The following is a 15765-nucleotide window of genomic DNA, read 5'->3' on the forward strand; positions in this document are numbered from 1 at the left end:
CTTATTCTATTCTTGTTATTCTTGCTCCGAGCGCATTCAGTCGCCCTTCGATGTTCTGATACCCACGGTCTATCTGCTCTATGTTGTGGATGCGGCTGATGCCGTCCGCACTCATGGCAGCTATCAGCAGGGCGATGCCCGCACGGATATCGGGCGAGGTCATGTTGCCGCCACGTAGTTTAAAGCCGTGGTCGTGACCGATGACAACGGCGCGGTGCGGGTCGCAGAGGATAATTTGCGCTCCCATATCTATCAGCTTGTCCACAAAGAACAAACGGCTTTCGAACATTTTCTGATGAATGAGTACACTACCTTTTGCCTGGGTGGCAACCACCAGCAGCACACTGAGCAAGTCTGGTGTCAGTCCGGGCCAGGGTGCGTCGGCAATGGTCATGATGGAGCCGTCGATAAAGGACTCTATCTGGTACGTCTCTTGTGCGGGCACGTAAATGTCGTCTTCCCACTGCTCCATCTTGATGCCGAGTCGACGGAAACTGTCGGGGATAATTCCCAAGTTCTCGTAGGAGACATTCTTGATGGTCAGTTCGCTACGGGTCATGGCTGCCATGCCAATGAAACTGCCCACTTCAATCATGTCGGGGAGGATGGTATGCTCGGTTCCGTGCAGCTCGTCTACTCCTTCGATAGTCAGGAGGTTGGAGGCGATGCCTTCTATCTTAGCTCCCATCCGGTTCAGCATTCTGCAAAGTTGCTGCACGTAGGGTTCGCAGGCGGCGTTGTAGATGGTGGTCTTGCCTTTGGCAAGGACGGCTGCCATTACGATATTGGCAGTTCCCGTAACAGATGCCTCGTCGAGTAGCATATAACTGCCATGCAGTTGTTTGGCTGAGATTTCGTAGATGCCACGCTCCTCATTATAGACAAAGTCGGCTCCTAAATTCTGGATACCGATAAAGTGTGTATCCAGACGGCGGCGTCCTATCTTGTCTCCGCCCGGCTTGGAAATCATGGCCTTGCCGAAACGTGCCACCATCGGCCCCACCAGCATGACGGAACCGCGCAGGCTGGAACATTTTTTCAGGAACGCGTCACTTTCCAGATAGGCGAAATCAATGTTGGCAGCTTGAAAGCTGTAAGTGTCAATGCCTTTTTTAGATACGCTGACTCCCATATCCCGCATCAATTGGATAAGGTTGTTGACGTCCAGTATGTCCGGGATATTGTGCACAGTCACCTCTTCGGCAGTGAGCAATGTGGCGCAGATAATTTGCAACACCTCGTTTTTTGCTCCTTGGGGGTAAATGTCACCGGAAAGTCTGTGTCCTCCTTCGATTACAAATGATGCCATGAAATTAGTGATTAGGGGTTGGTGATTAGTGGTCTGCATGGTGATGCCGCATGGCATTAATCACTAACCACTAATCATTCAATTTTAGTATTTCCGTTTATTGTTCCGGTTGTTGTTCCGGTTATTCTGGTTGTTCACTTTCGGACGGTAGTTCTGGTCAATACGTTCGGCCATGAGACGGACGATACTGTCTGTCATTTGCAGTTTTCCGTCAGAGAGTTCGGTGAGGTCATCTGAAATCTTACGGTCATCGACGGTATCTTTGTTCCATGCCATGTAGTCTTTCTTCATGTGGTTACAAATGAGCGCTATCAAGTTCTGCTTCTCTTCTCCTTCCGGAAATTCGATGGCTTTCTTTATCAGTACTTCCAGTGTACGGCCATAGTGGCGGTAGCGGATTTTGGTACTGGGGTAGGGGATGCTCTCCGGCTTGGTATTCAGATTGTCCTTGCGGATAATTTCGTACGGATAATCTATATCCAATTGGAAGTTGGCCATGATGGCAAGGTGGTCCCATAGCTTATGTTTGAAGTCGGGCACATCGCGCAGATGGGGAAACATGTTTCCCATGATGTTGATGATTGTGTTTGCGCAACGCTGGCGTTCTGCACGGTCTTCGATTGTCAGCGCGTGGTCTACCATATTCTGGATGCTACGACCATATTCGGGTAGGGGCATCCGTTTTTGTTGAGTGTTATATTGCATCTTTAATTAGTGATTAATGTTCAACGATTAGTGATTAGGGTTTAGCGATTAGTGGTTAGTGATTAGTGATTAATGGGCTACGTAGTGATACCGCATGGTATTCATCCCTAATCCCTAATCGCTAAACCCTAAATAAGTTTCTTTGGCGTGCCGGCTACGAATTCCTTCAAATAGAAGGGTTCGAAATAGGCCACATCCTTGAAATCTTGTTCGGCTATTGCCTTTTCTGCCAACGGGAACATCATGCCGGCAAGCGGGCGGATGCCGTCGATGAAGTGTGCATTGGGATGCGTGATTTTCTCTTTGCATTTGGCTGCACCGTCACCGAAGAAATAGACGGGATGTTGCTCTAAAAATTCCAGGTAGGAGTTTTCGTCCACAATATCGGCTGCAATGTCGCGCACCGATTTCAAGGCACGGTCGTAGATGGCAGCATAGACTTCCATACGGCGGGCGTCAATCATCGGGCAGAGTAATGCGTCGTCGGGTAACTCATCGTGGTAGAGCAATACCGGTACACACTGGACTTTCAGGGTTTCCAGCCCGATAAGTGGCAGGTTACGTCCATAGCAGACACCTTTTGCCATCGACACGCCGATACGCAACCCGGTATACGAACCAGGGCCGCAGCTCACGGCGACTGCATCCAACGGCATGGCATGGCTATCGGCAAAGGATAGCGCCTCGTCCACAAAGATTCCCAATGAAACGGCGTGTGAAGGGCCATTCAGGTCCTCTTTCTTGAAAACGTTCTGTCCATCCTCGCTCACGGCTACGGAGCAGGCAGAAGTGGACGTTTCAATATGCAAGATACATGACATAACTTTTATTCTTGATTTTATTGTGGCAAATTTACGTGATTATTTTCACTAATTAAAATAATCGTGTAATTTTGCGCAAAACTATAACATTATGATACAATCTATGACAGGCTACGGCAAAGCAACCGTCGAACTGCCTGATAAGAAAATCAACGTTGAAATAAAGTCGCTCAATAGTAAGGCAATGGACCTATCTGCCCGCATTGCTCCGCTTTATCGTGAGAAGGAGATGGAAATCCGTAATGAAATATCACGGAAACTGGAGCGCGGAAAGGTGGATTTCAGCCTTTGGATAGAAAAGAAAGAGAGTGCGGAAAGCGCCACTCCCATCAACCAGACATTGGTTGAGGGATATTACAAGCAGATTTGTGCTATATCAGAAAATCTAGGAATACCTGTGCCGGATGCGACGGACTGGTTTGCCACGTTACTCCGTATGCCGGATGTGATGACGAAGAATGATACGCAGGAACTGAGTGAGGAGGAATGGACTGTGGTCTATTCGGCTGTGGAAAAGGCTGTCGGTGCGCTGGTGGACTTCCGTAAGCAGGAAGGAGCTGCCCTTGAAAAGAAGTTCCGTGAGAAGATCGCCAATATCTCCCATTTGTTGGAGACTATCGCTCCCTACGAGAAAGAGCGTGTGGCCAAAGTGAAGGAGCGTATTACCGATGCACTGGAAAAGACCTTGAGCGTGGATTATGACAAGAACCGTCTGGAGCAGGAACTCATCTACTACATCGAAAAACTGGATGTGAACGAAGAGAAACAGCGTCTTGGCAATCATCTGAAATATTTTATCAATACGCTGGAAACCGGAACCGGACAAGGCAAGAAGTTAGGGTTCATCGCCCAGGAGATGGGACGCGAAATCAATACCTTGGGCAGTAAGTCCAATCATGCGGAGATGCAGAAGATTGTCGTTCAGATGAAAGATGAATTGGAGCAAATCAAGGAACAAGTATTGAACGTCATGTAGTATCAAATAGTAAATCGTCAAATCGTAAATAATTCGATGGCAAAACTTATCATATTTTCAGCCCCTTCGGGCTCCGGCAAGTCAACGATTATCAACTATCTGCTGACTCAAAATCTGAACTTGGCATTTTCCATCTCAGCGACCAGCCGTCCGCCCCGCGGAACGGAGAAAGATGGAGTGGAGTACTTCTTTCTGACTCCTGACGAGTTCCGTCGTCGCATAGCCAATGATGAATTCCTGGAGTATGAAGAGGTATATCAGGACCGTTTTTACGGAACACTGAAGGAGCAGGTGGAAAAGCAATTGGCTGCCGGACAGAATGTAGTGTTCGATGTGGATGTAGTGGGTGGTTGCAATATCAAGAAATTCTATGGTGAGCGTGCTTTGTCTGTTTTCATTCAGCCACCTTCAGTGGAGGAATTGCGCAAACGCTTGGTGGGGCGCGGAACAGATGCTCCCGAAGTGATAGAGAGCCGCGTGGCGAAAGCCGAATACGAACTGGGCTTTGCACCGAAGTTCGATACCGTGATTGTGAACGATGACCTGGAGACAGCCAAAGCGGAAGCATTGAAAGTAATCTCTCAATTCTTGAACGAATGAAACAACGTGGAGGAGTGTACAACCAGTTGGCACCGAGGAGGAAGAACAGCCCGAAGCTGAACAAGGCTTTGTTGATTATTAATAGCGTTTTGTTCGTCTGCTCCCTTGTTGTGGGTGTATTGTATATACAGCATGGCGAGCCTCGTTCCAGTATTTCAATGTTTCTTATCTCTGTAGTGACGATTTTCAATGCTTGGGCTGCCTGGCGTGCGTTGCAAAGACGTCCTTTGTAAGGTTGTATATGAATAAGAATAAATGAATATAGGAATCTTCAGCGGCTCGTTCAACCCGATACACATCGGACATTTGGCCCTCGCCAACTATCTTTGCGAATACGGGGACCTGGACGAAGTGTGGTTTATGGTCACCCCCCACAATCCGCTGAAGGAAGAAAACGAACTGATGGATGACAAGTTACGTTTGAAGCTGGTGCAGCTAGCCACTGAGGGTTATCCCAAATTTCGCGCTTCCGATTTTGAATTCCATCTGCCTCGGCCTTCTTATACAGTTCATACGTTGGATGCGCTGAAACGAACTTATCCTCAACACACTTTCCATCTTGTCATTGGTTCGGACAACTGGAGGCTGTTCCACCGTTGGTACAAGTCGGAACGTATTCTTGCCGAAAATCATCTTCTGGTCTATCCTCGCCCCGGCTATCCGGTAGAGGCCGCCTCTTTACCTCAAAATGTGCGGACAGTTTCTTCTCCGATATTTGAAATCAGCTCCACTTTTATCCGTCGGGCCATGGAGGAGGGGAAAGACGTACGCTACTTCCTGCATCCGGCAGTGTGCGATGAACTCAAACGGATGCAGAATGAATCTTTAAACTGAAATAAATGTCTGTATTTGTACGTGTTTTCATATTTATTTCTTATTTTTGAACGTATCAACCTTGAATGCATGGAAGAGTTTTCTTAATACATAGATATTCCTTAATTTAATAATCCGCTTATGAGAAAAGAACTACTGTTACTGGGAGCATTCGGTATGCTGACGACAGCGACGCTTTGTGCGCAAGAGTTTCATTTGCAACCTACTCCCCAAGAATATATTACGCAAAAAGATTCTGTTGATATTCCCCGACAATACCAGATCCTTTCCGGCAATTCCGTGCAGGACGGACCTGCGTTGCCTTTACTCCGTTCATTGATGCCGGAAGAGGTGCTTGGCGCTTCTTTCCGTGTATATATAGGAGTGAAAGGAGATAAGATTATTAAGAAATACCAACATCGGATTCCACGCAAATCCGAAGGTTATTTCCTGAAAATAGAAAAAGACTGCATCGTCATAGCCGGTGCTGACGAACGGGGAGCGTACTATGGTGTACAGACTCTTGCGCAGTTGCTTGCTTTAGACAAGCTGCCTTTGGCTGAAGTGACGGACTATCCCGATGTTCCCTATCGGGGTGTGGTGGAAGGGTTTTACGGTGCTCCTTGGAGTCAGGAGGCGCGTATACGCCAGCTTGATTTTTATGGTCGGAACAAAATGAATGTCTATATCTATGGACCGAAAGACGATCCTTATCACCGGACTCCCAACTGGCGCAAGCCTTATCCTGCTCGAGAAGGAGAAGAGTTGAAAGTATTGGTGAATAGGGCGAAGGAGAACAATGTTATTTTCTATTGGGCCATTCATCCGGGTCAGGATATTCGCTGGAATGAAGAAGACCGCTCGTTATTGTTGCAGAAGTTCGAAAGCATGTACCAGTTGGGTGTGCGTGGTTTTGCCGTTTTCTTTGATGATATTTCGGGTGAAGGGACAAAGGCGGACAAGCAGGCTGAACTGTTGAACTATATTGATGACCATTTTGTAAAAGTCAAGCGGGATGTTGCGCCGTTGATACTGTGTCCCACGGAGTATAACAAGTCATGGACTGATGTGGAGGGGGGCTATCTCACTACGCTTGGTGATAAGTTGAACGAGGGTATCAAGGTGATGTGGACCGGTGATATGGTAGTTGCTACTATAGATAAGTCTACGCTGGACTTCGTCAATCCGCTGCTGAAACGTAAGGCGTACATTTGGTGGAATTTCCCCGTTTCGGATTATGTACAAGACCATTTGCTGCTAGGGCCGGTTTATGGAAACGGGCTTGATATAAAAGATGATATGTCTGCTTTTGTTTCCAATCCGATGGAACATGCCGAGGCTTCCAAAATCTCTCTGTACAGTGTAGCTGATTATACTTGGAATATGGAGAATTATGATAGTGAAACTTCTTGGAAACATGCAGTCAGAGACCTTATGCCACTTCATGCCGAATATTTGGAAATCTTCGCTGCTCATAATTCCGACCCGGGACAGAATGGACATCGCTTCCGTCGTGAAGAGTCCGTTGCCATTCAGCCTGCTCTCTCTGCCTTGTTGAAAGCCTATCAAGAGAAAAACGAGATAGATGAAGATGCCTATCGGCAGGTAGCTGAGGAATGCCGGAAGATAATCGTTGCCGCTGATGGATTGCTTGCGTCGGGAAATGAGAATCGTCCATTGATAACTGAAATAAGGCCTTGGCTCATTCAGTTCAAACAAGTGGGAGAGTATGGTGCGGAGGTGCTGAACATGATACGCCTGCGCCAGCAGAAGGATGCATTTATAGGTAGCTACGAACACGCCCGCGCCCTGCTGGTGCTGATGGGTGAGACGGATGCCCAATATAAAGCGGGCATAAAGAGCGGCAGCCTGCATCTGATGCCTACTTTCAATGCTTTGTTCGAAGCGGCGACAACGGGCTATAATGCAGCGTTCCATGCCGGGCTTGATACAAAGGCTGTTTATTCTCCCTACACGTTGAAGAGCGACGTGAATCAGTTGGCTTCGCTTCCTATTCAGCAGAAGGGAAAGGTGAATACAATTATTCCGTCCAATGAAGTCATCAACTGGCAGGCAGGCGGTGTGCTGACCATTTCGATGGATTATGCCCGCCAGTTGAGTTCGGTGCTTATCGATTTGGGAGATGCGGAGGTTACTGATTCGAAGTTTAAATTGGAAGTAACTTCGGATGGCACAAACTGGCAGGCGGTGGATTTGAAGCCGGGATACAGAACGCAGGTGAAGGCATCTCTCAAGGAGTTGAGTGTTGCGAAGATGAGGTTGGTGAATGTATCCGACACAGAGCAGAAGGTGTATTTCAAAATGTTCCGTTTTACGGAGAATTGATATGGTTCCTGATTCTTAAAATAGAGTTACGCGCGTGGGACGATGCTCCCCGTTGTTCTTAAGATCGGAATGACGGGGAGCACTTTTTTAGGAAGTTATTCAAGGCATTTGTCCAAGTCGCGGATGATTTGCTCTTTATCCATATTTTGTCCGATGAATACTATCTTCAGCATGCGGTCGCCGTATTGCTCGTCCCAGTCTCTTAGCAATCCCGGTTCTTGGCGCATCAGTTCTATCATGTCTTCTTCGGGGGCGGTGGCATACCATTGTCCGGCTTCAGTTATTTTCTTCTGTATACCTGCTTGTTCAAAGAGGAAGGACATGTCGCGGTTGTGGCTGAAGTAGCAGACACCCTTGGCGCGGATAACGCTGCGGGGCCATTTGGTAGCGACATAGTGGTCGAACTTATGAATGTCGAATGCAGGACGGCGGTAGTAGACAAATGTGCCAATACCGTATTCTTCTACTTCACCTCCTTCATGATGGTGGTGATGATGACCCTCTTCATGATGGTAATGCGCCTCTTTTTCCTCCTCTTCGCTTACTTGTTGCTCTATGCCACGAATCCATCCGGCGGAAGTTGCGGCACGTTCAAAGTTAAAGAGGTGGGTATGGATAATCTTATCCAGGTCTACATCTGCATAGTTGCACTCTATAATTTGGGCACCGGGTTGCAAGGTGTGGATAATCTGCCTGATACGTTTTAATTCCTCGGGCTGTACTTCTGCTGCTTTGTTCAGCAGGATAATATTGCAGAACTCAATCTGCTGAATGATGAGGTTTTCTATATCTTCCTCATCAATGCCTTTGCGTGTCAAATCATCTCCGCAAGAAAATTCACTTTGCAGACGTAAGGCGTCCACCACGGTGGTAATGCAGTCTAAGCGGCAAATACCGTATTTAGTATACGCTCCTCCCATATGAGGAATGGAGCAGAGTGTTTGGGCAATAGGCTCCGGTTCACAGATGCCACTCGCTTCAATCACGATGTAGTCGAAGCGTTGCATCTTCATGATTTCGAACATCTGCTCTATCAAGTCTGTCTTCAGCGTACAGCAGATACAGCCATTCTGCAGAGCTACCAGGCTGTCGTCTTTCTTTCCCACCACGCCACCTTTCTGTATAAGGTCTGCATCAATGTTCACTTCGCCTATGTCATTGACGATAACGGCAAACTTAATGCCACGTTTATTAGAAAGAATGTGATTTACCAACGTCGTTTTGCCACTACCCAGATAACCGGTCAACAGCAGTACGGGGATTTCTATTGTATTCATAATCGTTTGATTTTATTCAATGATGATGGTCTTCTTTCATTAACTTCTGCAAAAGTATCTGATTTATGTGACAATGGATTGGAAAAGAGACAAATTTTTGTTTCTTCTATATTATCTAAACAGAAAAAAGGTGAAAAGCTTTGAGCTTCTCACCTTTCTTCTGTTATAGTTGTACTATGGCTTTAGTCCTTACACAATTCCTTGTGCCATCATAGCCTTCGCCACCTTCATAAATCCGGCCACATTGGCACCCTTCACGTAATTTACATAGCCGTCGGCTTCTGTACCATATTGCACGCAAGCTTCGTGAATGTTCTTCATGATGCTCTTCAGTTTCTCGTCCACTTCCTCTGCACTCCAGCTCAACTTGATGGCGTTCTGAGTCATTTCGAGACCAGATACTGATACACCGCCAGCATTGGCTGCCTTACCCGGAGCATACAGAATCTTTGCATCCTGAAATACCTTGATGGCTTCCGGTGTAGAGGGCATGTTGGCGCCTTCGGATACTGCCATTACCCCATTAGCTATCAACTGACGGGCATGGTCGCCATTCAATTCATTCTGAGTGGCAGAAGGCAAAGCGATATCAGCCTTTTCGCCCCAAGGCTTGGCTCCTTCCACATATTTCACACCCGGATATTGTTCAGCATATTCGCGGATACGTCCACGATAGAGGTTTTTCAGCTCCATGATGTAATCCAACTTTTCGCGGTCAATGCCGTCCGGATCGTATACATAACCGTCAGAATCAGACATGGTCAATACCTTGCCACCCAATTCCAATACTTTCTCGGCCGTATATTGAGCTACGTTACCGGAACCGGAAATCAGACAAGTTTTGCCTTTCAGGTCAGTACCCTTAGTCTTCAACATTTCCATCAAGAAGTAGATGTTACCGTAGCCGGTAGCTTCCGGACGAATCAGCGAACCGCCGAACTCACGGCCCTTACCGGTGAAAGTACCCGTAAATTCATGAGCCAGCTTCTTATACATACCGAACATGAAACCTACTTCGCGACCACCTACACCGATATCACCGGCAGGTACGTCTGTTTCAGGACCGATATGACGCCACAACTCCAGCATGAAAGCCTGAACGAAACGCATAACCTCAGCATTCGACTTGCCGCGCGGAGAGAAGTCCGAACCGCCTTTACCGCCACCCATAGGCAGAGTTGTCAATGAGTTTTTAAATGTCTGCTCGAAAGCAAGGAATTTCAGGATGCTCAGGTTTACAGAAGAGTGGAAACGAACACCGCCTTTATATGGGCCGATAGCGTTGTTGTGCTGCACACGATAGCCCATGTTGGTTTGTACGTTACCTTTATCGTCTACCCAAGTAACACGGAATTGGTAAACGCGATCGGGGATGCAAAGACGTTCAATCAGATTGGCTTTGTCAAACTCCGGATGCTTGTTATACTCTTCTTCAATCGTAGAAAGAACTTCTTCTACTGCTTGATGATACTCCGGTTCGTTGGGGAACCGTCTTTTCAGGTCTTCTAATACCTTAGCTGCATTCATAATCTATTTCTTTTATTGGTTGCTACTATATGTTACCTAAAACAATTCGATTTTCGGTTTGTTTCCTTTTCCTCTCATTGCGGTTGCAAAAGTACACATAAAAATGAAACGGGCAAACATTTTATAAAGAAAATGCGGTATAAAACAACAATTTTATTGTTTTATACCGCAAAATGGAATAAAAAGATATTATTTATCCTCTTTTTAGAGACTTTATGACGGGAATAAACACTAAAGCCGCCGAAATGGCAAGCGTTAGGATAATTGGACCGTCAATTCGTTCGACAGATATCAAAACAATGTAGCAAAGTGCTGCCCAAAGCAGCACAATGCAAACTATTTGGAATTTTGATAACGGTCGTCTCATTTGACTGCCTTCTTTTTGTCTACGATAGCATCGATAACTGCTACTGCAGTGATGTTAACGATATCGCGCACAGAGCTTTCAAAATCGGTAAAGTGGATAGGCTTGTTCAATCCCATTTGGATAGGACCAATCAGTTCGGCATCTGTATCCATGGCCTGCAACAGTTTGTAAGCAGAGTTTGCAGAACTCAAGTTCGGGAAAATCAGTGTGTTTACGTCTTTTCCTTTCAGGCGTGTAAACGGGTACTTGGCATCACGCATTTCGCGGTTCATGGCGAAATTCACCTGCATTTCTCCGTCAATGGCAAGGTCAGGATAGTTTTGTTGCATATAATCCACTGCTTCGTGTACACTTACCGGGCTACCTTCCTTATCCGCACCGAAGTTGGAGTAACTCAACATGGCCATTACCGGTGTATGATTGAAGAAGCGGACGGTATATTCCGACAGCTTGGCAATATCGATTAGCGTTTCGGCATTGGGATGACGGTTAATCAGCGTATCGGCCAGGAAGTATGTACCTTTTTTGGAGTTCAGGATATGCATGGTGCCGAAATGCTTGTATTCCGGACGGATGCCGATGACTTCCTTGGCAACCTTGATGGTATTGCTGTATTTGGTGTAAAGACCTGTGATGAAAGCGTCTGCTTCACCCGTTTCCACCATCATCATACCAAAGTAGTTACGTTCGAACATTTTGTCATTGGCTTCTTCGTAAGTGACGCCTTCGCGGGCACGTTTTTCGGATAGAATGCGGGCATAGCGTTCACGGCGCGGCGCTTCATCCGGATGACGCAGATTTACTATCTCAATACCTTCAAGGCTAAGGTCTAGTTCTTTTGCCAGCTTCTCGATAGCTTCGTCGTTGCCCAATATAATAGGATGACAGATACCTTCAGCCTTGGCTTCCACAGCAGCTTTCAGCATATTGGGGTGGATGCCTTCGGCAAATACCACACGTTGCGGGTTGCGGCGGGCGGTGTCGTAGAGTTGGCGGGTCAGTTTGCTTTCGTAACCCATCAGCTCGCGCAGTTGCAGGCGGTAGGCATCCCAGTCTTCGATGTCTTTGCGGGCTACACCGCTTTCCATGGCGGCTTTGGCCACAGCGCAGGACACTTCGGTGATGAGGCGCGGGTCAACCGGTTTCGGGATGAAGTATTCGGGACCGAAGGTGAAGTTGTTTACATGGTATGCTTCATTCACAACATCGGGCACGGGCTGCTTGGCAAGGTTGGCAATGGCGTGTACGGCAGCAATTTTCATGGCTTCGTTGATGGCTTTTGCCTGCGTGTCGAGGGCACCGCGGAAGATGTAGGGGAAACCGATTACATTATTAATCTGGTTAGGATAGTCGGAACGACCGGTAGACATCAGTACGTCCGGACGTGCCGCCATGGCGTCTTCGTAAGAGATTTCCGGAGTAGGGTTGGCAAGGGCAAACACGATGGGATGGTCTGCCATGCTGCGAACCATGTCCTGGGTCAACACATTACCTTTTGACAGTCCGAGGAATACATCGGCGCCTTTGATGGCTTCTGCCAGAGTATGTACATCGCGACGGTCGGTGGCAAAGTAACGTTTCTGCTCGGTCAGATTCTCGCGGTCGCTGGTGATGACTCCCTTACTGTCCAGCATTAGGATATTTTCACGGCGTGCGCCGAGCGCTTCATACAGTTTGGTGCATGAGGTGGCGGAAGCCCCGGCACCGTTTACGACGATTTTCACTTCCTCTATCTTCTTGCCTGCCACTTCCAGGGCGTTCAGCAATCCTGCGCTGGAGATGATGGCGGTGCCGTGCTGGTCGTCGTGCATCACGGGGATGTCCAATTCCTCTTTCAGGCGGCGTTCTATTTCGAAACATTCGGGTGCTTTGATGTCTTCCAAGTTGATACCTCCGAATGTTGGGGCAATAGCCTTGACAGCTTCGATGAACTTGTCGGGGTCTTTTTCATTTACTTCGATGTCGAATACGTCGATACCTGCATAAATTTTGAACAACAGACCTTTACCCTCCATGACGGGTTTGCCGCTGAGGGCGCCAATATCGCCCAGGCCGAGCACGGCGGTTCCGTTGGAGATGACAGCTACCAGATTGCCTTTTGCTGTATATTTATATGCATCTTGCGGGTTTTTCTCAATTTCGAGGCACGGTTCTGCAACGCCCGGAGAGTAGGCGAGAGAAAGATCGGTTTGTGTACTGTAAGGCTTGGTGGGTACTACTTCAATCTTACCCGGTTTGCCTTGCGAATGGTAGAGCAAGGCTGCTTCTTTGGTTATTTTAGCCATGGTAGAATAGTTAAATTGGTTATAATTTGGCTGCAAATGTAGGTATAAAAGTTCTAAATTGTAGCTCGCTGTCAATAAAATCTATTACTTTTATCAGTTAATTAGCTTAAAATGCTTATTTTTGGCATCAGATTTTAGAAATTACCCTCATTTATTAACTTAACACATGAGTTGCATGAGAATTTTGAAACTTCCTCTGGCAGGATTATTATTTTGTGTAATGGCACTATTTGCTGGATGTAAAACGAGTAATGAACCTAAGGCACCGGTTGCTCTGACCTGGGAAATGGGTGCAAGTGACATCGAACCCGGATATTATGAGAATACCTTTATTCTCAAGAATATCTCTCAAAAACCTCTAAAAAAGAACTGGACGATTTACTATTCACAGCTTCCCCGAGGGGTGAAGCAGGAAGGAGCCTCTGAAGTGAAGGTAGAGGTAGTGAACGGTAATTTTTTCAAAATGTATCCGACAGACGAATTTGCTTCGCTGGCTCCCGGTGATTCCATGCGGATTACTTTCCTTTGCACTTACAAGCTGGACCGGAACTCCCATGTACCGGAAGGAACTTATTGGGTGGAGACTGTGGATGGTAAAGAGGGCAGTCCGTTGCCCGTGGCTTTGAAGGCGCTGCCGCTTCCTTCTCCCGAGTCAATGAGCGGCTATCCGGATGCGACTAAGATTTATGAATCCAATCTTCGCTTGGCTGGTGCTCCTGCTTTGGTGCAGTCAGACATTCTTCCGTCTGTAAAGAAAGCGGTAGCCATTGAAGGCGATAATGTCGTATTGGAAGGTAAGGTAGCTTTGGCATTTCCGGAGAACTTTGCCGGTGAAGCCAAGTTGCTGAAAGAGAAACTGACTGGTTTGTATGGTTTGGAAGTTGTCGGAAATGCTTCCGTGAAGATTGTGCTGGAAGAACTGCTTGATAGGAAGGAGGCCGTAAATGATGAATATTATACTATCAATATAGGTGACAACCTGATAAAAATCAGTGCTGCCACTCCTCATGGCATTTTTAATGGTACACAGACACTTTTGTCAATGTTGAAGGACAAGCAGACACCTTATTTGCTGGAGGCAGTCTCCATCCGGGATTATCCGGACTTGGCATATCGTGGACAAATGATAGATATTGCCCGTAATTTCACCGCTCCGGAGAACTTGAAGAAACTGGTGGATATTTTTGCATCTTATAAATTGAATGTCCTGCATTTCCATTTTTGTGATGATGAAGCCTGGCGTTTGGAGATTCCCGGTTTGGAGGAACTGACTGCTGTGGGTAGCCGTCGCGGGCATACCACTGACGAAAGCCAGTGCCTCTACCCATGTTATGACGGTGGCTATGACCCTGATGCAAAGACTGTAGGCAATGGATATTATAGCCGCGAGGAATTTATTGATTTGCTGAAGTATGCTGCCGAAAGACATGTCCGCATTGTTCCGGAAATAGAATCTCCGGGGCATGCCCGCGCTGCCATTGTCTCCATGAAGGCACGCTATAACAAATATTTTGAAACTGATCCGGGGAAAGCTACAGAATATATGTTGAGTGAACCGGAAGATACTTCACGTTATGTTTCTGTACAATATTATACGGACAATGTGATGAATGTCGCCTTGCCTTCTACTTACCGTTTTATGGAGAAGGTGATTCAGGAACTTAATGCGATGTATCAGGAAGCCGGTCTTTCACTGTACACAGTGCATTTGGGTGGTGACGAAGTGCCTCGCGGCGTGTGGATGGGCTCTCCGAAATGCCAGGAACTGATGAAGGAAAAAGGCATGACGAAAGCTCATGATTTGTCGGAGTATTTCATTACGCAAATGGCGGATGTGATGCAGAAGAACGGACTGAAATTCAGTGGTTGGCAGGAAGTTGCTTTGGGGCATACCGAAGAGGCTCATCAACAGTTGAGGGGCCAGGCTGCCGGTGTGTATTGCTGGAATACTGTACCGGGCTCTGATGAAGTGGTTTATCAGACAGCCAATAACGGTTACCCGGTCATCCTTTGCAACGTGGGCAATTTCTATATGGATATGGCTTACAATGGTCATCCGGACGAGCGTGGACTCGATTGGGGAGGTTATGTGGATGAGTCTGTCTCTTTCTCTATGCTTCCTTTCAGCATTTATCGTTCGCTGCGTGTGGATATGGCAGGCAATCCCATTGATTTGAATAATGCGGAAAAGGGGAAGACTGCTTTGACAGAGATAGGCAAGAAGCATATTATGGGTGTACAAGGGCAATTGTTCGCCGAAACTATCCGTAGTTTTGATGGCGTGGAATATCTTCTTTTCCCAAAAATATTAGGGCTGGCAGAACGTGGCTGGAATGCCCATCCGGCATGGGAAAATTTATCCGATATACGGGAGGAGCAGGCTTTCAATCAGGCTTTGGCACTTTATTATGAGAAAATCAGCAAGAGTGAAATGCCTTATTGGGCAAAGAATGGGATTAACTTCCGCTTGCCTCAGCCGGGATTATTGGTAAAAGATGGAAATCTGTATGCTAATGTGGCCATTGATGGTGCTGAAGTACGTTACACAACTGATGGTTCGGAACCTACTGCCCAGTCAACCTTATGGAAAGAACCGGTGAAGTGTGGTTCCCTGGTAGTGAAAGCAAAGACCTTCTACCAAGGCAAGGAAAGTTTGACGATTATATTGAATGTTGAGTAATAGAGAATATTGAAATGAAAAGGGAGTGCATTGTCCGAAAATGCACTCCCTTTTGTTTA

The 15765-nt window shown here is 46.9% G+C and carries 12 protein-coding genes; 6 read left to right on the plus strand and 6 right to left on the minus strand.

The window, feature by feature from the left end; genetic code table 11:
* Position 1: 1 nt before the first annotated feature.
* The 3 genes from murA to tsaB all read right to left on the minus strand — a co-directional run bounded on the left by murA (position 2) and on the right by tsaB (position 2835).
* Complete coding sequence (murA, locus tag CSD97_RS02980) at positions 2–1309, minus strand: UDP-N-acetylglucosamine 1-carboxyvinyltransferase (protein ID WP_005833020.1); 1308 nt, start codon at positions 1307–1309, stop codon at positions 2–4.
* 84 nt (positions 1310–1393) lie between these two features.
* Complete coding sequence (locus CSD97_RS02985; protein WP_005826977.1) at positions 1394–2014, minus strand: DUF4290 domain-containing protein; 621 nt, start codon at positions 2012–2014, stop codon at positions 1394–1396.
* A 128-nt stretch (positions 2015–2142) separates the two neighbouring features.
* Positions 2143–2835: a tRNA (adenosine(37)-N6)-threonylcarbamoyltransferase complex dimerization subunit type 1 TsaB gene (tsaB, locus tag CSD97_RS02990; RefSeq protein WP_005833019.1), complete on the minus strand. Its 693-nt coding sequence runs from the start codon at positions 2833–2835 to the stop codon at positions 2143–2145.
* 91 nt (positions 2836–2926) lie between these two features.
* Here tsaB and CSD97_RS02995 point away from each other — a divergent pair, with 91 nt between their 5' ends.
* The 5 genes from CSD97_RS02995 to CSD97_RS03015 all read left to right on the plus strand — a co-directional run bounded on the left by CSD97_RS02995 (position 2927) and on the right by CSD97_RS03015 (position 7570).
* The gene (locus tag CSD97_RS02995; RefSeq protein ID WP_098031951.1) at positions 2927–3811 is read left to right on the plus strand and encodes a YicC/YloC family endoribonuclease; all 885 of its coding nucleotides are present in this window, start codon (positions 2927–2929) and stop codon (positions 3809–3811) included.
* 36 nt (positions 3812–3847) lie between these two features.
* A complete protein-coding gene (gene gmk, locus CSD97_RS03000) occupies positions 3848–4411 on the plus strand; it encodes a guanylate kinase (protein ID WP_005826973.1) in 564 nt (187 codons plus the stop codon).
* Positions 4408–4644 (plus strand): hypothetical protein, encoded by a 237-nt coding sequence (locus CSD97_RS03005; RefSeq protein WP_005833018.1) that lies wholly within the window; start codon positions 4408–4410, stop codon positions 4642–4644. Before gmk ends, CSD97_RS03005 begins: the two co-directional genes overlap by 4 nt.
* Before the next feature lie 22 nt (positions 4645–4666).
* Positions 4667–5245 (plus strand): nicotinate (nicotinamide) nucleotide adenylyltransferase, encoded by a 579-nt coding sequence (nadD, locus tag CSD97_RS03010; RefSeq protein WP_005833017.1) that lies wholly within the window; start codon positions 4667–4669, stop codon positions 5243–5245.
* A 120-nt stretch (positions 5246–5365) separates the two neighbouring features.
* On the plus strand, positions 5366–7570 hold the full coding sequence (locus tag CSD97_RS03015; protein WP_005833016.1) for a beta-N-acetylglucosaminidase: 2205 nt from the start codon (positions 5366–5368) through the stop codon (positions 7568–7570).
* A 95-nt stretch (positions 7571–7665) separates the two neighbouring features.
* Here the strand turns inward: CSD97_RS03015 and CSD97_RS03020 are convergent, their stop codons facing one another.
* From CSD97_RS03020 to CSD97_RS03040, 3 genes are all read right to left on the minus strand, one after another.
* Positions 7666–8847, minus strand: coding sequence for a GTP-binding protein (locus CSD97_RS03020; protein WP_005826968.1), 1182 nt, complete (start codon positions 8845–8847; stop codon positions 7666–7668).
* 189 nt (positions 8848–9036) lie between these two features.
* Positions 9037–10374 (minus strand): NADP-specific glutamate dehydrogenase, encoded by a 1338-nt coding sequence (locus tag CSD97_RS03025; RefSeq protein WP_098031952.1) that lies wholly within the window; start codon positions 10372–10374, stop codon positions 9037–9039.
* A gap of 363 nt (positions 10375–10737) precedes the next feature.
* The gene (locus CSD97_RS03040) at positions 10738–13026 is read right to left on the minus strand and encodes an NADP-dependent malic enzyme (RefSeq protein ID WP_098031953.1); all 2289 of its coding nucleotides are present in this window, start codon (positions 13024–13026) and stop codon (positions 10738–10740) included.
* 175 nt (positions 13027–13201) lie between these two features.
* Between CSD97_RS03040 and CSD97_RS03045 the strand changes: the two genes are divergently transcribed.
* Positions 13202–15706, plus strand: a complete 2505-nt coding sequence (locus CSD97_RS03045) for a family 20 glycosylhydrolase (RefSeq protein ID WP_016272953.1) — start codon at positions 13202–13204, stop codon at positions 15704–15706.
* Positions 15707–15765: the final 59 nt, after the last annotated feature.

This window comes from Bacteroides sp. AR29, from assembly GCF_900217715.1.
Classification (GTDB): domain Bacteria; phylum Bacteroidota; class Bacteroidia; order Bacteroidales; family Bacteroidaceae; genus Bacteroides; species Bacteroides uniformis.

Excerpts from the sequence above, each read along its gene's own strand:
- CSD97_RS03020 (WP_005826968.1), bottom strand. The coding sequence starts at position 8,847 with ATGAATACAATAGAAATCCCCGTACTGCTGTTGACCGGTTATCTGGGT.
- murA (WP_005833020.1), bottom strand. The coding sequence starts at position 1,309 with ATGGCATCATTTGTAATCGAAGGAGGACACAGACTTTCCGGTGACATT.
- CSD97_RS02995 (WP_098031951.1), top strand. The coding sequence starts at position 2,927 with ATGATACAATCTATGACAGGCTACGGCAAAGCAACCGTCGAACTGCCT.
- tsaB (WP_005833019.1), bottom strand. The coding sequence starts at position 2,835 with ATGTCATGTATCTTGCATATTGAAACGTCCACTTCTGCCTGCTCCGTA.
- CSD97_RS03015 (WP_005833016.1), top strand. The coding sequence starts at position 5,366 with ATGAGAAAAGAACTACTGTTACTGGGAGCATTCGGTATGCTGACGACA.
- nadD (WP_005833017.1), top strand. The coding sequence starts at position 4,667 with ATGAATATAGGAATCTTCAGCGGCTCGTTCAACCCGATACACATCGGA.
- CSD97_RS03045 (WP_016272953.1), top strand. The coding sequence starts at position 13,202 with ATGAGAATTTTGAAACTTCCTCTGGCAGGATTATTATTTTGTGTAATG.
- CSD97_RS02985 (WP_005826977.1), bottom strand. The coding sequence starts at position 2,014 with ATGCAATATAACACTCAACAAAAACGGATGCCCCTACCCGAATATGGT.
- gmk (WP_005826973.1), top strand. The coding sequence starts at position 3,848 with ATGGCAAAACTTATCATATTTTCAGCCCCTTCGGGCTCCGGCAAGTCA.
- CSD97_RS03025 (WP_098031952.1), bottom strand. The coding sequence starts at position 10,374 with ATGAATGCAGCTAAGGTATTAGAAGACCTGAAAAGACGGTTCCCCAAC.
- CSD97_RS03005 (WP_005833018.1), top strand. The coding sequence starts at position 4,408 with ATGAAACAACGTGGAGGAGTGTACAACCAGTTGGCACCGAGGAGGAAG.
- CSD97_RS03040 (WP_098031953.1), bottom strand. The coding sequence starts at position 13,026 with ATGGCTAAAATAACCAAAGAAGCAGCCTTGCTCTACCATTCGCAAGGC.